22 protein-coding genes and 1 pseudogene are annotated in these 19959 nt (G+C 39.6%); 7 read left to right on the forward strand and 16 right to left on the reverse strand.

The genetic code is table 11. The features are described from left to right. Positions 1–68 precede the first annotated feature (68 nt). The 3 genes from G0028_RS03065 to G0028_RS03075 all read right to left on the reverse strand — a co-directional run bounded on the left by G0028_RS03065 (position 69) and on the right by G0028_RS03075 (position 1729). On the reverse strand, positions 69–581 hold the full coding sequence (locus G0028_RS03065; RefSeq protein WP_180047492.1) for a nuclear transport factor 2 family protein: 513 nt from the start codon (positions 579–581) through the stop codon (positions 69–71). Positions 582–713: 132 nt separating this feature from the next. Continuing rightward, positions 714–1217, reverse strand: coding sequence for a DUF4442 domain-containing protein (locus G0028_RS03070; RefSeq protein ID WP_130074068.1), 504 nt, complete (start codon positions 1215–1217; stop codon positions 714–716). A gap of 23 nt (positions 1218–1240) precedes the next feature. Then, positions 1241–1729: a YajQ family cyclic di-GMP-binding protein gene (locus G0028_RS03075; protein ID WP_130074069.1), complete on the reverse strand. Its 489-nt coding sequence runs from the start codon at positions 1727–1729 to the stop codon at positions 1241–1243. 91 nt (positions 1730–1820) lie between these two features. Here G0028_RS03075 and G0028_RS03080 point away from each other — a divergent pair, with 91 nt between their 5' ends. After that, complete coding sequence (locus G0028_RS03080) at positions 1821–2135, forward strand: rhodanese-like domain-containing protein (RefSeq protein ID WP_130074070.1); 315 nt, start codon at positions 1821–1823, stop codon at positions 2133–2135. 69 nt (positions 2136–2204) lie between these two features. On the opposite strand, the gene mnmC is transcribed toward G0028_RS03080, so the two are convergent. The 4 genes from mnmC to G0028_RS03100 form a co-directional block, all read right to left on the reverse strand. After that, positions 2205–4136 carry an FAD-dependent 5-carboxymethylaminomethyl-2-thiouridine(34) oxidoreductase MnmC gene (mnmC, locus tag G0028_RS03085; RefSeq protein WP_180047491.1) on the reverse strand — a complete coding sequence of 644 codons (1932 nt, stop codon included), beginning with the start codon at positions 4134–4136 and terminating at the stop codon, positions 2205–2207. Between the two features lie 61 nt (positions 4137–4197). Beyond that, the gene (locus G0028_RS03090; protein ID WP_130074072.1) at positions 4198–4695 is read right to left on the reverse strand and encodes a hypothetical protein; all 498 of its coding nucleotides are present in this window, start codon (positions 4693–4695) and stop codon (positions 4198–4200) included. 4 nt (positions 4696–4699) lie between these two features. Then, complete coding sequence (locus G0028_RS03095) at positions 4700–5002, reverse strand: YciI family protein (RefSeq protein ID WP_130074073.1); 303 nt, start codon at positions 5000–5002, stop codon at positions 4700–4702. A 14-nt stretch (positions 5003–5016) separates the two neighbouring features. Next, complete coding sequence (locus G0028_RS03100; RefSeq protein WP_180047490.1) at positions 5017–5628, reverse strand: inner membrane-spanning protein YciB; 612 nt, start codon at positions 5626–5628, stop codon at positions 5017–5019. Positions 5629–5675: 47 nt separating this feature from the next. On the opposite strand from G0028_RS03100, the gene G0028_RS03105 reads away from it, so the two are divergent. Then, positions 5676–6527, forward strand: coding sequence for a PHP domain-containing protein (locus G0028_RS03105; protein ID WP_130074075.1), 852 nt, complete (start codon positions 5676–5678; stop codon positions 6525–6527). Between the two features lie 68 nt (positions 6528–6595). Here the strand turns inward: G0028_RS03105 and G0028_RS03110 are convergent, their stop codons facing one another. Continuing rightward, the gene (locus G0028_RS03110; protein ID WP_130074076.1) at positions 6596–7507 is read right to left on the reverse strand and encodes a bestrophin family protein; all 912 of its coding nucleotides are present in this window, start codon (positions 7505–7507) and stop codon (positions 6596–6598) included. Positions 7508–7546: 39 nt separating this feature from the next. Further along, a pseudogene (gene radC / locus G0028_RS03115) lies at positions 7547–8284 on the reverse strand (RadC family protein). A gap of 113 nt (positions 8285–8397) precedes the next feature. On the opposite strand from radC, the gene coaBC reads away from it, so the two are divergent. After that, a complete protein-coding gene (gene coaBC, locus G0028_RS03120) occupies positions 8398–9663 on the forward strand; it encodes a bifunctional phosphopantothenoylcysteine decarboxylase/phosphopantothenate--cysteine ligase CoaBC (RefSeq protein WP_180047489.1) in 1266 nt (421 codons plus the stop codon). A 179-nt stretch (positions 9664–9842) separates the two neighbouring features. After that, positions 9843–10217, forward strand: a complete 375-nt coding sequence (locus tag G0028_RS03125) for a cytochrome b562 (RefSeq protein ID WP_130074079.1) — start codon at positions 9843–9845, stop codon at positions 10215–10217. Positions 10218–10483: 266 nt separating this feature from the next. Here the strand turns inward: G0028_RS03125 and G0028_RS03130 are convergent, their stop codons facing one another. The 5 genes from G0028_RS03130 to rsgA form a co-directional block, all read right to left on the reverse strand. Next, a complete protein-coding gene (locus G0028_RS03130; RefSeq protein ID WP_180048122.1) occupies positions 10484–11431 on the reverse strand; it encodes an IS30 family transposase in 948 nt (315 codons plus the stop codon). A gap of 153 nt (positions 11432–11584) precedes the next feature. Further along, positions 11585–12043 (reverse strand): protein-export chaperone SecB, encoded by a 459-nt coding sequence (secB, locus tag G0028_RS03135; RefSeq protein ID WP_130074080.1) that lies wholly within the window; start codon positions 12041–12043, stop codon positions 11585–11587. A gap of 30 nt (positions 12044–12073) precedes the next feature. Next, positions 12074–12331 (reverse strand): glutaredoxin 3, encoded by a 258-nt coding sequence (gene grxC, locus G0028_RS03140; RefSeq protein WP_130074081.1) that lies wholly within the window; start codon positions 12329–12331, stop codon positions 12074–12076. A gap of 16 nt (positions 12332–12347) precedes the next feature. Then, positions 12348–12755, reverse strand: coding sequence for a rhodanese-like domain-containing protein (locus tag G0028_RS03145; protein WP_111858804.1), 408 nt, complete (start codon positions 12753–12755; stop codon positions 12348–12350). 91 nt (positions 12756–12846) lie between these two features. Then, positions 12847–13905 (reverse strand): ribosome small subunit-dependent GTPase A, encoded by a 1059-nt coding sequence (rsgA, locus tag G0028_RS03150; protein ID WP_174493334.1) that lies wholly within the window; start codon positions 13903–13905, stop codon positions 12847–12849. A 122-nt stretch (positions 13906–14027) separates the two neighbouring features. Between rsgA and orn the strand changes: the two genes are divergently transcribed. The 3 genes from orn (at position 14028) to G0028_RS03165 (ending at position 16469) form a co-directional block, all read left to right on the forward strand. Continuing rightward, positions 14028–14588, forward strand: a complete 561-nt coding sequence (gene orn, locus G0028_RS03155; protein WP_171457479.1) for an oligoribonuclease — start codon at positions 14028–14030, stop codon at positions 14586–14588. 192 nt (positions 14589–14780) lie between these two features. Next, positions 14781–15515, forward strand: coding sequence for a Bax inhibitor-1/YccA family membrane protein (locus G0028_RS03160; protein WP_180045214.1), 735 nt, complete (start codon positions 14781–14783; stop codon positions 15513–15515). 150 nt (positions 15516–15665) lie between these two features. Then, positions 15666–16469 carry an enoyl-ACP reductase gene (locus G0028_RS03165; protein ID WP_180045215.1) on the forward strand — a complete coding sequence of 268 codons (804 nt, stop codon included), beginning with the start codon at positions 15666–15668 and terminating at the stop codon, positions 16467–16469. Positions 16470–16528: 59 nt separating this feature from the next. On the opposite strand, the gene G0028_RS03170 is transcribed toward G0028_RS03165, so the two are convergent. Then, positions 16529–17959 (reverse strand): efflux transporter outer membrane subunit, encoded by a 1431-nt coding sequence (locus G0028_RS03170; RefSeq protein WP_180045216.1) that lies wholly within the window; start codon positions 17957–17959, stop codon positions 16529–16531. A 19-nt stretch (positions 17960–17978) separates the two neighbouring features. Next, the gene (locus tag G0028_RS03175; RefSeq protein ID WP_180045217.1) at positions 17979–19958 is read right to left on the reverse strand and encodes a MacB family efflux pump subunit; all 1980 of its coding nucleotides are present in this window, start codon (positions 19956–19958) and stop codon (positions 17979–17981) included. Between the last annotated feature and the right edge of the window lies 1 nt (position 19959).

Raw genomic sequence — 19959 nt, forward strand, 5'->3', positions numbered from 1 at the left:
AGATTAAAAATAAAAAATCCCAATTATGTTTGGGATTTTTTATGTCTATGTGATTTTAAATATTCACTTTAAAACATCGTATTGCTATTGGCACTTTGTTCAGGAATAGCCTGTTGTACATCCCAATGCTCTACAATTTTATCATTTTCTACTCTAAAAATATCGACAATGGCAACGCCACGGTCTTGTGTATTTTGTGTTGAATGTACATGTAAAAAGACCAGATTTCCTTCTGCAACAGCACGTTTGATCACGCTTTTAGCTTCAGGATTCTCTTTGAAATGTCCTATGAAATAATTGACAAATGGTGCTTTACCATCAGGGACATGTGGGTTGTGTTGAATATATTGATCACCGATATAACGATCAGCATATTCTTTGACTTGATGTTTTAAAAATACACCTTCATAGAAATCGATGACGATTTTTTTATTTTGTTCTGCACTGTTTTGTGCTGTTGTGAGCGTTGTTGTAGCTGAAGATTGTGAATTTTGTATTGGACTTTGACTACATGCAGTGATGAGTAATGGCAGTACAATAGCATTAGAAATAAGCGCTTTTTTTAAAGTAGCGTGCAACATGATTATTCTCAAGATGATGTTTATATACACCATCTTGAAGATTAAATACGAGAGAATATAGTGAATATTCGTCTCTGATTTTGAGTGATTTGGTAAAATTTTTACTTACTCAAAAGTAAGTTTTATTTACATTTATTTGTTTTTAAGATGTGCTTTTGATACCCAAGCCCACAACATTTCTGCTTCAATAGGTTGTTGACCTGACTCATCTGTGACTGTGACAGCGACAACAGTTTCACCTTTTTCGGTGTCTTGCATGAGCTTACGTTGTTCTTCGGTTAATGTTGCAATCGCAGTTAACCCACCTTTTGATGGGCGTTTAAACTGAATATTCATATGTTTAATGAGGACGATGCATGAATCAGGAATATTCATACCTGTCACAAAACCTGTCGCAGTTTCTGCCACTAAGGCCATCGCACACGCATGCGCTTGTCCGATATGGTTTTGCATATTTTTATTATTTTCAATTTTGACTTCGACACGTGAGGGTGTGATGTCGATATAACGTAGTTTTGCCGTTCCCACCATCGGGACGACTCGACCAAACGCTTTGCTTAAAACGGTACTACGAATACCTGAAGGCAATTTAGATGTTGCTTTGACGATTTTTGCTAAACGATTGGTCTGAGTCATATGAGATCCCTGATGAAAAGACCTTAGTCTTTAAAGTTATTGAATTGGAGTGGGACACCAAACTGCTGTTCTTTTAAAAATGCCATGACTTGCTGTAAAGTATCGCGCTTTTTATCAGTTACACGAATTTTGTCACCTTGAATAGATGATTGCACTTTAACACCACTTTCTTTAATGGCTTTATTAATTTTTTTTGCAGTATCAGAGTCAAGACCATCTTTGAGTTTGATGATTTGAATCACATTTTTACCTGAAGCTGTCATTTTTTGTGGATCAAGTGCTTGAATGTCAATTTTGCGTTTAAAGAAATGATTTTCAAGCATAGTATAGACTTGTTCACATTGGAAATCGCTTTCAGTTGAAATTTTGATTTCTTTGTTTTTTTCATTAATTTCAATCGAAACGTCTTGACCACGAAAGTCAAATCGAGTCGCAATCTCTTTTTGTGTGTTCTGAACGGCATGATTTACTTCAAAAATCTCTAATTCTGAAACAATATCGAAAGATGGCATAGTTTAGACCTTTACAAATGGAAAGAATATCTGAGATGCTAGGGATGTTTTCTTCATTTGCCAAGTGTTGTTTACATCAAAGGAGTGCGCAATGATCCGTAAACAAGAAATTACAACATTTGAGTTCCCAGAAAATGCAATTATCTGGGATGTCCGTGATCAAAAAGCTTATGCTGAAGGTCATATCAAAGGTGCTGTTAATCAGCCTATTGATAATTTATCGGCGGAGAGCTTAACTCAAGTGAATTCGGATCAACCCATATACATTTTATGTGGCGGTGGTAGTAAAGCCCCACGTGCAGCTGAAAAGTTAGAAAGCTTAGATAGCTCTCGTGATTATGTCGTACTTATGGGTGGTACACGTGCAGCACGTGATGCAGGCTTGCCTTTAGAGCAAGAAGCATAAAGGAAAGCGCCGCAAGGCGCTTTTTCTGTAATGATAGAAGCGTTTTAAATTCTGAGCATAAATAAAAATTTAAATTTGTGGTGCTTGATAATAGGGTTTACGCACCCTGATCTTTTTTCGACCACGTGTAGGACTGAGCATATTCAATAAATTTTGCGAAATAGGGCAGGCTTCCTTTAAAACCAATGCTGCTAAAATTTCACTACAAAGCGGTGCAAATAAAAAACCTTTCGAACCTAAGCCTGCAAAGCTATACATCTCTAGATCATCTACGCCTTGCCCAAGTACAGGAAAATAGTCCAATGTTTGCGCACGTACAGAGGCACGCCCTTGCCAACTATCTATTTGAGGCAATGCTTCAGCATAGGCAGGAAAGGCATTGTGGATAAGTTCGTAGTTATGCACATGGTCGGCTTGTGCTACAGCTGAATCATCGCATTCAGGATGGAATGATGCACCTAAAATCAAATGTTCAGCATCAAGTTGCATACAGTAACCACCAAAACTGTAGGCATGTTGGGGATTTAAAGCCAATCCTGTATTTTTGAGCCAACTCACTTGCCCGCGAATGGCCCTTAAGCGTGGATAGTGTGAGAAAAACTTCTGACTTTCACGTGCGCAGCACACCACAACATGATCAAACTGCCCTAAGATATTTTTATGAACATCTAAAAGCTGAACCTGTTTATTGTCTAATTTTTGGCATTGTTCAATCTGTGCGATTTTAAAATCAATTAAATCATGCGCAAGGATTTGATCACGTAGTTGCTGCGGTGAAATTGCACCTGCCTGTTTAAGTTGCACACTGGCATAGTGGGTTTGCAGATCTAATTGCTCAGCAGTGAAATATTCTAAAACCTCAGAAGAATAATCATTGACTAAATCTAAAGCCTCTTGCAGATTTTTTTGAATCAGTTGCTGCACTGAAATTGCCCGAAAGGCTTTAAATTGCGGGTAATAATGTTGTGCAAATTGCCATGACAAGGTCATCAGATGATCTGCACTTTGTGCAATCGGACTGAGTTTAGGGTTAAGTAACGCGAGGGGATTACCCGAAGCACCTACCAATGGCGCTGATTGGTCGTAGATGCTCACTTGATGCCCACGCTCGGCAAATGCCCAAGCACAGCTTAAGCCCGCGATTCCTGCGCCTATAATCGCAATATAACGTTGTTTATCATGTTGAGTAGCATTGGCTTTAGATTTTTGTTGCACTACCTCTCGATGTTGCTTTGCATCATCATTGTTATGCGGCGCTGATTGTGTTTCGGGGTCAATCCAAATCGCTTTGAGCATTTCCCGTTTATGCCCAAAACCTTTGGGACGTGAAATAGAAATGCCATGTTGTTTTAAAGCTCGTTTTAAAACACCTGCAACACTGAATGAGGCAAAGCTCGTCCCATAATCAGATAAACGCACGACATGATTGAAAATATGTTCTGCCCATAAATCAGGATTACACGCGGGTGCAAAACCATCTAAAAACCATGCATTCACCGATGTGGTTTTTGGAATGATGGGGAAAACATCCTGTGCGTCACCGAGCCATAAATCAATGGAAAAGCGCTCAGATGGAAAGTTTAGACGATGACAACCCGCAAGAGGTAAAGGGTACTGCTGAATCAGTTGATCTGCTAAAGGCTTGAGTTCGTCCCAAGCATTTAAAGCACGTATCAGATCCGTTTTGGACAATGGAAATTTTTCAACACTGATGGCATGTAAATGGCTATGATTATCAGGACGAACCTGTTGCCAAAGTTGCCATAACGCTAAAATATTTAAACCTGTGCCAAAACCTGTTTCAGCGACTGTGAAATATTCAAAATCATGTAAATCGGCTAAGCGGGTGGAAAGATCATTGCCATTTAAAAATACATGGCGTGTTTCGAGTAGTCCATTGTCTTTGGAAAAATAGACATCACCAAATTGTTTAGAGACAGGAACTTCAATTCCATCAACGCATTGCCAATCCAAGTCAGCAGTTTGAATGGTATTTGGCAATGTTATATACCTTTTGAAATTTTAAATAGAACGCTTAAATCAAGTCGGTGAGGTCAGTGGCTTACCACTGACGACGACGCTTGGTATAGATATAACTGGCAATCAAGAAGCCTAATAATACACCCACAGCGATGGTTGCGGCGCCGTATAAAAACATTTGTGCACTTTGTTCACTCTGTAAAACTTGAACTTGCACACCAAGATTGTCATTTTTCAATTGTAACTCTTGGTTTTGTGATAATGCTTCCAAATTGGCTTTTTCAAGCTGCTGTAAGCGAGTCGCTTGATCTTTGACCAAAGCTTTGACTTTGGCATCTTGCGCGGCTTTTTCTTTGATGATCTGTTCTGCGGTTAATGGTTTATTTTCCTGTGCTTGCGCTTGATTTTGTACAATCGCATTAGCACCCGCAACCGCAGGCAGAATAGAGGGTTTTGGGGGAGGCGTTGCCGCAGCAATTTGTGCAGCTTGATTGGTTGGTGTTGTAGCTGTCGGTTCTGCCCAAACGACAGACGAGCAGAATAAAGAAAAACCCAATAAACTTTGGACAACAACACGCATTGGCTTATCCTTTTGGTAGAGCTTTGTTAAATGGTTTAACATCAACGTGGCTATACACACCTTCTTTGACAAAAGGTTCATCCTGCAACCATTCATCCAATGCTTCACGACTTTCAAAATCTAAAATCATGGTACTACCATAAAAACCTGCTTGTGGATTCTCACGGTCTTTTGGCATAGCGCCTGCGACAATGACGCGACCTTCGGCATCTAATTTTTCTAAACGTGCCAAATGTTGAGGACGCACAGCAAGACGTTTTTCAACTGTACCATCTCGATCGGTACAGGTAATCACAAATAAAGGCATGGAAAAAACCTGATTTACTCTGAAGATTTAAAATGTTTTCGCAAGCAAAATAGTATAACAGCAAGGTAGCTCAAGGATACGATAATATCGCCAAAAGCGGTAAATTCGCCCCAATATTTGCCATTCATATACAAGAAACCGAAAAAGTAATGTAAAGCAGCGAGTAGGAAGAATTGACCACACCATGCCCAGTTCAAGCGCATCCAACCTTGGCGTGTGAGTTCAAGCATCGAACCTAACATTTTTTGAATAATTGGTAAACGTTCTTTATTGAAGAATGGTGTAACTAAAAAGCCAATACCAATGCCTAAATTTAAGATGACTGCTTTAAGTTTGATATAGGTCACATCACTAAATGCGAGGGTAATTCCACCAAAAATGACAGACATAATGACAATAAACCATTGCATTTTTTCCAGTCTGAATTTTTGTGCGAAGAATAAGCACCCATAAACCACTAAGGTTGCGATTAATAAGGCACAGGTTGCAACTAAAATATGGTTTTGGTCTGCATTGCCTGTACTTCCCACTAATTCTAATAATGGGTGATGGTTATCTTTGGGATCTGTCGTTTTATAAAAATAAAAGAAGATAATAATTGGTAAATAATCAAATAGCGCTTTCATGCTACAGTAGAGTCATCAAATTTTGGTGACTTAGCATAATACAAACAATGATTGGTGTCGATTTACATACGCATAGTAATATTTCAGATGGAACACTTACACCTGAAGAGCTGATTGAAGCTGCACATGCATTGGGAATAAAGACCTTTGCATTGACTGACCATGATACGATGGATGGTGTACAACGTGCGAAAAAATGTGCTGATGCCTTAGGCATGCAACTGATTTCAGGTGTAGAAATCTCAAGTCAATGGTCACGTCCTGCCACTAAAAAAACCTATGGTGTGCATATTGTGGCGCTGAATATGCAAAATCCTGCGCCATTAGAGAAATTACTTGCCGAACAAAAACGTATTCGTGCTGAACGTGCCGAAAAAATTTGCCAATTACTTATTCCCCTCATTGGGCAGGATATTTATCCTGAAGTTTTATTGATGGTAGAGGGTGAGGCAGATCGAGTGACACGTACCCATATTGCTAAAATATTGGTGCAAAAAGGCATTGTGAGTCGAGTACAACAAGCATTTGATAAATATATCAAAGAAGGTAAAAAAGCCTATGTAAAATTTGATGGTTTAGGTTTGGCAGAAACCATTCAAGTGATTCATGACAGCCAAGGTTTTGCTGTTTTGGCACACCCCACACGTTATGATTTATCAGCAACGAATATTCGTTATTTGATTGAGATTTTTGCCCAATTTGGGGGGGACGCTGTAGAACTTCCACCTGCGATAGAAACTTTATCTACCCGACAAATGGTAGATCGGATGATTGCACAATTTACTTTAAAGGTTTCTGTCGGAAGTGATTTTCATGGTAGTCATATGCCTTGGATTAAACTCGGCAATATTCCACGTGTAAAAGAAGGACAAGTGGGGATTTGGGAGTATTTTCGTTAATGCGTTCTGTTTAATTTCATTTTCACTATTTAGGTGGAACAATGGAGATGAAGAACAGAAAATACACATTACAACAAATTATGATCCTGTGCCTGAATCGGTGGTGGTGTTGGTTTACCTAAAGTGCCTAAAAGCTCGATTTCGATGGTACGAACCATTGCATCTAAGGGTAAATCATTGCTTTGGGTACCAAAAGGTTCTTCAATTTCAGAGCTTAAAGCATCCAAGCCTAAAAATGTGTATGCTAAAATTCCGACCAAAAGTGGTGTACCTAACCCCAATAATGAGCCCAAACTAAAGGGCAGCATAAAACAGAAGAAATAGACAGTACGATTGAGCAACACAGAATAAGCAAAGGGCAAAGGCGTGGTGGCAATACGGTCACAACCTGTTTGTACGAGGCTGAGTTCATTGACATGCTCATTGAGCTGAGTATAAATAATATCGGAAATTTCACCTTCTTTTAGCGCTTGCATCAGTTCCCATTGGATTAGGCTGAGTGTGTATTGAGGTGCATTAGATTGTTGATAGAGTTGTTTTAAAGCCTGTTGGCTCATACCACTGGTTTCAACTAAAACATCTGGACTTGCGGTTTGGTGACGTAGGCGATCGCGTAATACATTTGCAAAAACAATTACATGTTGAATGATACGTTCACGACGACCTTGAGGAAACATACGACAGTCTCGGTCAAAATGTCGTGCATTGGCAATCAGCATTCCCCAAAGTTTTCGGGCTTCCCACCAACGATCATAACAAGCTGTATTTTTAAAGCCTAAAAAAATTGAAAGTACAACACCGATTAAAGTAAATCCGACTAAAGGTAATTCTGGGAAACGATATAAACCCGTATATTCAATTCCTCCTACGATCGCAGAAATCAGCATGACAAAACCTAAAGGCGGTAAAACCTTCGGTAAAATTGTACCACGCCATGAAAAAAGTAGTTTAAAAGTGTCGTTTTGTTCCCGAACAATCATGTAAATCGAATCTGTTATTTTTCTATGATCTTCCTCACATTAATGGTTATTGTCAATATGATTTGGTACAAAACCCGTGGTAATGATTTGTTGATGTTCAGCAAATGAATAATTTTGTGTTGTTGTGACAATGATATGATCAAGCAATTGTATTTCCACAAGCTGACATGCTTTTAAAATCTGTTGAGTAAGCTGCTGATCTGCAATAGAAGGTTCGGCAGCGCCGTTGGGATGATTATGCGCGATTACAATAAAACTGGCTTGTTTTTGTATGGCATAGCGTAATAGTTGATTGATTGAAATATCACAATAGTTAGTTGAACCATAAAATAATTTTTTAAAGCTAAGTTTGCGTAATTGGCTGTCCAAACATAGAACGGCAAAGACTTCCTGACGTTCACCAAGTAATTCATAACGTAGATAATCACCAATTAAATCGGAGCGACTTAAATCTACGCCTTGATAGAGTTGTTGTTTGAGATAACGTCGTCCAAGTTCTTTAACTGCCATGAGCTGAGAGTATTTGGTATCTGCAATACCATGAAACTGTTTGATTTCATCAGATGTTGCATCAAATACGGCATTGAGATGCCCAAAATGTTGGATGAGTATACGTGCCAACTCTACAGCAGAATGTTATTTTGAGCCTGAGCGTAGGAAAATTGCTAAAAGCTCAGCATCAGACAAGCTTTCAGCCCCTTGGTTGAGTAAACGTTCTCTTGGACGTTCTTGTTCAGGCCATTGTTTAATTGATGTCGTTTTAGTGGAATTATTCATTATTATTCACTATTTTGATTTATTTTACTTTTCAATTTCCCAAGTGAATGTCTTGGGATCTAGATTATTTAATGCTATTGTGAGCGCCACTGCAACAGAAAGGTGACTTGATCGTGAGTTTCGATCTCAGTGTATTTTCTAATAAAAATATTCTTCTCGCTGTCACAGGCGGAATTGCCGCATATAAAAGTGCCATTCTCGTCCGCCGTTTAAAGGATTACGGTTTTAACGTGCGTGTGGTGATGACCCATGGCGCTCAAGCATTTATTACCCCATTAACATTTCAAGCGTTGTCGGGAAATCCCGTCCATACTGAATTATTAAACCCAGAAGCTGAAGCAGGTATGGGGCATATTGAGCTGGCACGTTGGGCAGATTTGCTCCTTGTTGCCCCTGCAAGTTGTGACACCCTTGCTAAGTTTGCGGCTGGTTTAGCAGACGATTTACTCAGCACTTTATATTTAGCAACCAAAGCGCCAGTTTGGGTTGCACCTGCGATGAATCAGCAAATGTGGGCAGCCAAAGCAACGCAGCGTAATTTAAATACTCTGGTTGAAGATGGTGTACATGTCATTATGCCTGATGCAGGTTCACAAGCTTGTGGCGATGTTGGCTTAGGACGTATGCCTGAACCTGAGCATTTAGCAGATCAAGTCAAAGATTATTTCCATCAAGCACAAAGAGCGATTGCAGAAAAATTTGGTTTATTGGCAGGGAAACGAGTGACAATTACGGCAGGGCCAACACGTGAAGCGATTGATCCCGTGCGTTATATCTCAAATCATAGTACTGGCAAAATGGGCTTTGCGATTGCAGCAGCATGTTATAGTGCAGGAGCCAAAGTGACATTGTTAGCAGGTCCTGTGAGCTTAGATACACCAAATGGTGTAAAACGTATTAATGTTTCATCTGCCTTAAAGATGCTAGATGAAAGCATGAAACAGCTTGAAGAAGGCTGTGATATTTTTATTGCGACAGCAGCCGTAGCAGACTATAGAGTGGCTGAAGTTGCTGAACATAAAATTAAAAAAGCGGGTGATGAGCTCAATGTCGCATTGATTAAAAATCCCGACATTGTGGCAACGATTGCACAGCAAAAGAAACGTCCATTTATGGTGGGTTTTGCAGCAGAAACACGTCATGTTGAAGAATATGCTGCAGGAAAATTGGTGGCTAAAAAGCTCGATATGATTGCTTGTAATGATGTATCCCGTACAGATATTGGTTTTGCGTCAGATCAAAACGCCATGACCGTATTTTTTGCAGAGCAATACCAAATGGAAAAACGTGATCTAGAAAAAGCCTCTAAACAGGAGATCGCGCAGCAACTTATTGAAGCAATTCACGATGCCTTACATCACGAAATAGAGCCTGTTTAATCGTTTATTTAAGATTTTAGCTGTAATTAGTCTAAGAAAATGCAACGAATCCGTTGCATTTTTTATTTGCAATTTTGAATGATTTTAACTTATGTTTAAGCATATAAATGGACAATAAATATAACAGTATTGCGCTATTTAATTTTTATTGACAGCCACAGTTTTAAAGGATGATCGAGATGATCAAAAAAACTTTAGCCACTTTTCTACTTGCTTCAACATGTGTCATGAGTTCTATGAGCTTTGCTGCAAGTCTAGAAGAGAATATGAAAACACTTGCAAAAAACTATAAAGCATTTAATCAGAGTAATAATGCTGCTGAAGCCAATAAAGCTTTAGATAATATGCGCCTAGCTGCAAATGATGCTAAAAAAGTTAAACTCAAAGGTCGTGGCGAAGCGCAAGCGGTCACCTCAACGCAATTATATGATCAGATCATTGCAGAAATTGATAAAACTCAATCGCTGGTAAAAGGTGGTCACTTAGACCATGCTAAAATAGAAGCAAAGAAAATTGCTGAGATTCGTGATCAAGGGCATAAAATTTATCGTTAAATTGATCAGTTGAAGCATCGCGTTAAACCTGCTCCCTTTAAAACCGCATTGAGATGCGGTTTTTTATGACATGAAATATGAGAAAAGTACGGATAATCTAAAAGTATTTCCATCTTTTTATCGATAAGATAAGTAAGAAAATAATCCTACAATTGAGGCTTAGGAGGTTAAGGAGGGTGTTTACGGAGTCGTTTAAGTAAACCAAACTATAAATAGCTCTGATGAACAACCAGATATAAAGCTTTAGTCATTTTTAAATTTATCACTTAGATTAGCATTTGAAGTGCAACACCATGTTGTTGCCATAATACCTGACTCGGACTTTTAAAGCCGAGTCTTTTTCTTGGACGATGATTCAAGCGTTGAGTAATTTCTGCAATATATGCATCCGTATAGTCATTCAAGTCACTGCCTTTTCTAATATATTGTCTGATCAATCCATTCGTATTTTCATTTGTTCCACGCTGCCAGGCGCTATAGGGATCAGCGAAATACCAATCTATATCTAATTCCTGAGCAGCATACTCATGCAGGCTGAATTCTTTACCATTGTCCGCGGTAATTGTTTTTAGGTGTGCTTTGATCGGTTCCAATAATCTGATCGTAGCCTGGCAAACTTCCTCAGCCTTGCGCGTGCTGCACTTTTTCAGCCAAAGATAACCTGTCTTCCGATCTACAATTGAAACCAGGGATTGTTGGTGATTCTTGCCAACAATCGTATCTATTTCCAAATCACCGAAACGGGAGCGCTGCTCAATCTCAGCAGGTCGATCGTGAATGCTTTTGCGGTTTGTCAGTTGGCCACGAGTCTCAATGGAGCCATATTTTCTCTTTCTTTGATTTCTGAAACGTAAGTTGCGGAAGAGCACACCACCTCTGCTTTTATCCTGCTGTATAAACCTGTATATGGAATGCAGGCTGACTGAAACATGAGAAGCAATCTGTTCGGGGCTCCACTGAAGTTCAAGGTAAGCCATAACTTGTGCCCAAACCTCTCGAGAGATTCTTTTAGGATTAGGACAATGCCGTCTGCAAGCTAATTTATGGGCATGTTGAGCGAAATAACCATTCCTTGCTCGATTGCGTGCTATTTCTCTAGAAATAGTGGAAGGTGAACGATTTAGCCTCCAGGCGATATAACGTTTAGAAAAACCTTCACGTAACAATGTGGAAATCTGATATCTTTCTTCTTGAGTAAGATGAGTATAGTTCATGATGCAACTTTGACTTTGGTCGGTCGGAAGCAAAATGCTAGCTCATCTTGCTTCCTTCCAATAATTTAATCTCTGTTGCACTTCATTTGAGAATCCAAGTCATAAAAAAGACCGCATAAAGCGGTCTTTCAATCAACACTTAATTCGAAAAAATTAAGCTTGACCTTCAGCAGCAGCGGCTTGAGCACGTTCCATATTTGCTTCAAACTCAGCATCAAAATTGATCGGAGTAAGAAGTAATTGTGGGAAGCTACCTTTAGTGACAAGATCATTCACCGCTTCACGAAGGAATGGGAACAAAATGTTCGGGCAGTAAGCACCTAAAATGTAAGGTAAGCGTTCTTCTTCGATTCCATCAATCAGGAAAATACCCGCTTGTGTTGCATCAACGATAAAAGCAGTCTCACCACCATTGTTCGCTTGAACAACCACTTTCAAAGAAACTTCGAAGTGTGTTGGGTCTACTTTTTCAGCAGAAGAAGACAAATTGATGTTCAGCTCAGGTTGCCATTCTTTAGTAAAAACTTGCGCCCCAGGAACTTCAAAAGATAAGTCTTTTGCATATAAACGTTCTAAAGCAAGTTGTGGTTGAGCTTGTTGTTCTTCACTCATTCTTTATATTCCTTAAATATTATGAAGTGATTAAGCGAGTAATTCGTCAAGTTTGCCAGCTTTTTCAAGCGCATAAAGTTGGTCAAACCCACCGATGAATTGATCTTTAATAAAAATTTGTGGCACTGTACGATGTTTTGTACGTTGCATGAGTTCTACACGAACTTCAGGTGCTTCATTTGAAAGATTAATTTCTTTAAACTCAATACCTTTACGTTCAAGAAGTTGTTTTGCTCGAACGCAATATGGGCAAGAAACTGTAGAATATACAATTACATTAGCAGTCATTTTCAACTCCTTAAACTTATTTCGCTTTGATCAATGGTAAGCCTTGGGCTTTCCAATTGCTAATACCACCGTCTAAGCGGTAACTATCTGTATGACCGACTTGTTGCAATGCACTGCCTGCAACTTGACCCATATTACAAATAAAGACCAATGGACGATCAGCAGTTTTTAACTCTTCTAAATGACTTGTAATTTTGCTGTAAGGGATATTGCGACTACCGCTGATATGACCTTCTTTAAAATCTTTGGCATCACGTAAATCGATCAACATGGCATTTTTTGCTTTCACTAAAATACCGAGTGATTGAGGAGAGATTTTACGACCACTGCGTTGACCTTCAAATACGAAGAACAAAATGATCAGAACCCCTAAAACACCAAATAAGAAGGGGTGATTCCCCATAAACTCAAACCAACGTTCCACAATTCACCTAATTACAATCAAAATTTGTGTCGAGTATAGCCTATATATATGGTGATCAAAATCACTGCTTCAAGGCTAGATTTAAAGAAAATTAATTTTTTTGTTGCGCCTCGGTAATTTCGTCTACCAAGCGCAAATAACTGTCTAAGCGTCTTGCTAAGATTTCACCTTCGGCAACAGCTTGTTTCAGTGCACATTGCTTTTCATGCGTGTGGGTACAATTGCGGTATTGGCAATGCCCTAAAAAATTGGCAATATCTGAAAATCCAGCATCAATTTTTTCTAAATCTAAATGCCAAAGTCCAAACTCACGAATGCCCGGTGAGTCAATCAGCGCACCATTTTCACCAAAGCGAATTAAACGCGTAGATGTGGTGGTATGTTGTCCTAAAGCTGAGTTTTCAGAAATAATATTGGTTTTTTGCGCTGCATCAGGCACGATGACATTGATCAGAGAGCTTTTGCCCACACCAGATTGCCCCACAAAAGCAACCGTTTCATTATCAAGACGTTGTGCGAGTGGCGTCAAATCACCATCAGAACGTGTGATGAGGACTTCATAGCCTAAAGCTTGATACTCTTTAAGCATATCTAAAATAGGATCATTTTCTTTAAGTAAGTCAGACTTATTCAGTACCAATAACACAGGAATATCGGCATCAGCACAAGCAACCAGATAACGGTCAATCAGTGTCGGTGCAGGTTCGGGTAAAGCTGCAAAGACAATGACAATCAAACTAATATTAGCTGCCACGGGTTTAACTTTGTGATAACGATCAGGGCGGGTGAGTAATGATGTTCGTGGATGAATGGCTGTGATAATCCCTAAACCTGTATTGGGATCAGCTTGCCATTTGACTTTATCGCCTGTGACCAAAAGTTCTAAGTTGGTACGCGTATGGCAACGCCAAACACTGTCTAGCTCAATGGTTTTCCAAAAGGGTTCGGGATCACCTGCTTTAACTTGCGGTTTTTCAGGATGTTGATCAGGAACAGAAAGGGCTTGTACTTCAAGTTGACGTCCATAATGTTGGACCACTAAACCTTCGAGGTCATTTGAAGTGTCGATTTCTTCTTGACGTGTTTTATGTTGTTTCTGAATGCGACGTTGTTGCTGTTCAGTTAAACGACGTTTACGAATTAAAGCCATTCATATCCTAAAAAACCGTAAAAATAAGAAGGCAAAAATAACATGCTGAACGAATGAATTACAGCGCAGATGTCAGAAATTTGCTACTATTCATGTTTTATAGCCTAATAAGATTGCACTTTATGAGCAGCAGCACCCCAGATACACGCTTGATTTGGATTGATCTTGAAATGACAGGTCTTGATACGGACAACGATCAAATTATTGAAGTTGCCACCATTGTAACGGACGATCATTTAAATATTCTTGCGGAAGGTCCAGTGCTCGCAGTACATCAATCAGATGTTATTTTAAATGCAATGGATGAGTGGAATACCAAACAGCATGGTCAGTCAGGTCTGATTGAACGTGTCCGTCGTAGTAAATTGACTGCACGTGATGCAGAGTTACAGACTTTGGAATTTTTAAAGAAATGGGTCAATCCAAAATCATCGCCAATGTGTGGTAATTCAATTTGCCAAGATCGTCGTTTTTTACATCGTTTAATGCCTGAAATGGAACAATATTTCCACTATCGTAATTTAGACGTTTCTTCTGTAAAAGAGTTGGCAAAACGCTGGCGCCCTGAGATTATGAGCGGTCTGAAGAAAAATGCCTCACATTTAGCAATGGATGATATTCGTGATTCAATTGCGGAGTTAAAATACTATCGTCAGTATTTCTTTATCTCAAATCAAGATTAATTGCATATTGAAAATGATTAAAAGAGGCAGAAATTGCCTCTTTTTTATGCACTGTGTATTTTTAAAAATTAAGTTATACTAATTTAGGCAACATTTTTGCTTTTGTTACAAAAAGAAGTAAGCTGTACATTAATTTGACAATTATTCGTTTTACAATCCCTTTATATTTTAAATATTACAATGAGTTGAGATATGCAAAGTAATAACCCTATTTTAACCCGTGTGGAAACACATGCGGACTACAGTCAGCCGATGACCGTGCAGGGTGCAATTCAAAAGTCGATATTGATGACTGTGATTGCTGCTGTGCTTGGTTTGGGTGTTTTCATTTATAGTTTTGCAACCATGAATTTTGGTATGGCCTATGCAGCTGCAATGGTTGGTGCAATTGGCGGTCTCATCATTGCATTAGTTGCAACTTTTAAACCAAATACTGCACGTGTTTTAGCAATTCCTTATGCGCTGTTTGAAGGTGCATTTTTAGGTGGTGCATCGGTTATTTTCCAGTTGAAATTTCCAGGTGTACCGTTACAAGCGTTGTTGGCAACTTTTGTCACTACTTTTGTGATGTTTGGTTTGTATCGTTTTAAAATTATTCGTGCCACTGAAAAATTTAAATCCATTGTGATGTCAGCAACGATTGCGATTGCATTAGTTTTTATTGTGCAGTTCATCATGAATTTGGCATTTGGTTCAAGCATTCCTGGGCTATTTGAAAGTTCTTGGTTGGGCATAGGCTTTGCTGCTTTTGTTGCGGTTATTGCCTCATTGAACTTAATTTTAGATTTTGATTTAATTGAAAATGCTGCTGCACAACGTGCACCAAAAGCGTTTGAATGGCTATGTGGTATCGCATTATTAGCTACTTTAGTTTGGATGTATTATTCATTCATGCGTTTATTTAGCTTATTGCAAGGCGATGATTAAGTTTTCACCTTGTTATAAATTCAAAAATCGTCCTTTATGGGCGATTTTTTTATGATTTGAGTAAAGTTCTGAAAAAAGGTGGATTATGCAATTTTGTTCTGATTAAACTCTTGGCATTATGCATACAAACTTATTGTAAGTGAGAATTTCATGGCACAAGGACTTTTGGCAGGTAAGCGCTTCCTCATCGCAGGAATTGCAAGTAAATTATCGATTGCATTTGGTATTGCGCAAGCGCTACATCGTGAAGGAGCAGAGCTTGCATTTACTTATCCAAACGAAAAATTGAAAAAACGTGTAGACGACTTTGCAGAGCAATTTGGTTCTACTTTGGTTTTTCCTTGTGATGTTGCTGTTGATGCTGAAATTGATCATGCATTTGCTGAGTTGGCAAAACATTGGGACGGTTTAGATGGTGTTGTGCATTCGATCGGCTTTGCACCTGCACATACCTTAGATGGTGACTTTACTGAAGTTACCGATCGTGAAGGTTTTAAAGTTGCACATGACATTAGCGCATATAGCTTTATTGCGATGGCGCGTGCAGCAAAACCGTTATTGCTTGCGCGTCAAGGTTGCTTACTCACATTGACTTACCAAGGTTCTGAAGTTGTGATGCCAAACTACAATGTAATGGGCATGGCAAAAGCATCTTTAGAAGCAGGTGTGCGTTATTTGGCATCGAGCTTAGGTGCTGAAGGGATTCGTGTAAATGCGATTTCGGCAGGTCCAATCCGTACTTTAGCAGCATCAGGTATTAAATCTTTCCGTAAAATGTTAGATGCGAATGAAAAAATTGCCCCGTTAAAACGTAATGTGACGATTGAAGATGTAGGAAATGCCGCACTTTTCCTTTGTTCACCTTGGGCAAATGGGATTACAGGTGAAATTTTGTATGTAGATGCAGGTTTCAATACTGTGGGTATGAGTGCATCAATGATGGATAGCGAATAAGTTATTTATGACTTGATGGTAAAAAAGGCACTGGATTCAGTGCCTTTTTTATATGAAATTTATGGTGTGACTTCAGTGCTAGTGATATTTGGTAATTGCTGAATCGGGCTACCCCCTAGTGCTTGCATTAAGGTCACATAAGCATTGTATTGATTTTGCTTGACTTGTACTAAAGACAGTCGTGCATTACGTGTGGTTTCTTGCGCATCTAACAGATTTTTTAAAGCAATCGCGCCATTGCGATAACGTACATCTGTTAAACGTTCAGTTTTCTCAGCCAGTTCTAAATTTTTCTGCTGCAAAGCAACTTGCTTATCTAATTCAATGCGATTTGAAAGTGCATTTTCAGTATCAGCAAAGGCTTGGTATAAAGTCTGACGATATTGAATAATGGCTTTTTCATAATCCAATTCACTAATTTTTAAGTCCTTTTTCATATCATTATATTGCAAAAAGGGCAGACTCAAACTTGCACCGAGTGTTAGTGCAGGATTTTTGAGTAAATTGGTGAGTGAAGTACTGCTTGAGCCTAAGTTCCCTGTCAAACTGATCGAAGGATAATAACTGGCTTTGGTTGCATCTTTAGAGGCAAGCGCTTCACGCAAGCGTAACTCAGCAGCACGTAAATCGGGGCGACGTGACAAAATATCGGCAGGTAAGCCTGTTGCAATATACGGTAAGCTGATGCGTGGCAGTTTTTTGGGTTCTTGAATATTCAGCTGCTGTACAGGAATTTGTAATAGCACCGCCAAAGCAGTACGTGTTTCGACCAGCTGTTGTTCAATTTGGCTCAAACTGGCTTTTTGACTTTGTACAGACTGTTCTGCTTGGGTCAAATCTAAGCCTGAAACCGCACCTGCACGATATTGCGTGCGTACCAGTTCATAGAGCTTTTGCGTGGTGGATAAACTTTGCTGTGCTACGCTATAGCGTTCATTTAAATAACCTAATTGCCAATATAGATTTGCTGTCGTGGCAATCAGTGTTTGCCCTGTGGCTTGTAAATCTTGCTCGGTCGCTAAAGATTCCCATTTTGCCGCTTCGGTTTGACGAGCCAATTTTCCAAATAGATCAACTTCATAACTGACGCCTGTACTGAGCGATAAACCCTTCGCACTGTCATCCCCTGAATTTAAATCAAATGAATGACCTGTCGATACGCCTGAGTTGACACGAGGTCCTTGTTGATCACGAGCTAAACCCGCTTTTAAGCGAGCTGTTTGTAAATTGATTCCAGCAACAGTTAAATCTGCATTTTTTGCAATGACCTGTTCAACCAAACTGTTGAGTTGAGCATCACCAAATAAGCTCCACCATTGGTCGGCATTTAGCGCTGTATGAATCTGTTGTTGATTGACTTTGCTATAGGCAAATTGGTTTGGAATATCAACCGCAGGTGCTTGATAAGGGGTTTTTACCACAGCCGCACATCCCACCAAAGAACTTCCAAGAATTAAGGCAGTTGCAAGCTTTGTTAAATTCATTTGCATAATAATTTCCTTATTCTGTTTATTCGCGTGAGAGAGCATCGACGGGATCAAGTTGTGCAGCATTACGGGCAGGAATAAAGCCAAATACCACACCAATTAAGGTTGAACAGACGAAAGCTGCAATAATTGAGGTTGTAGAATACGCCATTTGGAAACTATCACCCGCAAAGTGGCTAATCAGTTGACCAACTCCTAAAGATAAGAGCACCCCTAAAATCCCGCCTAAGATACAAACCAAAATCGCTTCAATCAGGAATTGTTGTAAAATATCGCTTTGTCGAGCACCCACAGCCATACGTACCCCAATTTCTTGGGTACGTTCAGTCACCGATACCAGCATAATATTCATGACGCCAATTCCACCGACCACCAAAGAAATGACGGCAATTGCTGAAACGAGTAAGGTCATTGTTGCAGTGGTTTGTTCAATGGTTTCACGGATACTGTCAGAGTTTTGGGTAAAGACATCCTGTGTACCATGACGTTGTTCAAGTAAGCTGAGAATGGCATTTTCTGCGATTGCTGTAGGATATTCATCTTTCACACGAACGATAATACTGCGTACGTTAGATTGCCCTAACATACGACTCATCACTGTTGAATAGGGCAGGTAGACATTTAAACTGTCTGAGCCCATCATCCCTTTTTGAGCATCTACAATCCCAATAATTCGACTGGGTACAGTCCCTAATAAAATGACTTGTCCAACGGGATTTGTTCCATCAGCGAAAAAAGTATTTTTTGTATTGGTGTCAATGACCACATCTTGAGCACGCTCAATCACACTATGTTTGTCAAAAGCTTGTCCTGAGGTAAAGATCATGCCTTTGACATCAAAAAAGTCACTACTGACCCCATTAACCGTAATTGCAGCTTCCGTATCTTTGAAACGCCCAGTTAAACTTGAATTAACTGATGGGCTGACCGCTTGTACATAAGGTTGTTCTGCTAAGGCGTCGGCATCGGCAGGGATCAGGGTTTTGACTTGAGCAGTTTTGGAGTTATCTCCAAAGCCTCGCCCTTGAAATACCGTGATGGTATTGGTACCCAAACTGCTAATATTTTCTAAAATTTGTTTTTGTGAGCCATTCCCGAGCGCCACAACCGAAACGACCGAAGCAATCCCGATAATAATCCCAAGCATGGTCAAAAATGTACGCATACGATGTGCATTCATGGCCAATAATGCCATGCGAAAAGCTTCACTGAAACGGTCTAATATCGAACGCCAAGCAGAAGATTTTTTTTGCTTTTCTATACCATCAAGTGCATTTTCTGTTGCTGCAATCCTTTCAGCTTCGGGGGTGTTGGGTGTATCTGAAATGATATTACCATCACTGATTTCAATGATACGCGTTGCATTTTTTGCCACATTCATATCATGGGTTACCAAGATAATGGTATGACCTTTGGCATTCAGTTCACGTAAAATACGCATCACTTCTATACCGCTGTTCTTGTCCAATGCACCTGTTGGTTCATCAGCAAGGATCACATCACCGCCATTCATTAACGCCCGTGCAATAGAGACACGTTGTTGCTGACCACCTGATAATTGGTTTGGACGGTTTTGAGTTTTTTCACCTAGTCCTAGTTCAGTCAACAATGCTTTAGAGCGTTCTTGGCGGGCAGTGGGATTCATCCCTGCGTAGATTGCAGGAACTTCTACATTGCCTGCCGCATTGATGTCACCCAATAAGTGATAACGTTGGAAAATAAAACCAAAATATTCACGGCGTAACTGTGCCAGTTCATCGGGTTCAAGTTCACGTGTTTCACGTCCTTTCACTTGATAACTGCCCGAAGTAGGTTTGTCTAAACAACCTAAAATATTCATCAAAGTTGATTTACCTGAACCTGACTGACCAACAATGGCAACCAATTCACCTGCATAAATCTTTAAGTCGATCCCTTTTAAAATCTGAACAGTCGAATCACCAGCGGGAAATTCACGGATCAGATTATTCACCTCAAGTAGAGGTTGCTGATGCTGATTCATG

Source organism: Acinetobacter piscicola, assembly GCF_015218165.1.
Lineage (GTDB): Bacteria > Pseudomonadota > Gammaproteobacteria > Pseudomonadales > Moraxellaceae > Acinetobacter > Acinetobacter piscicola_A.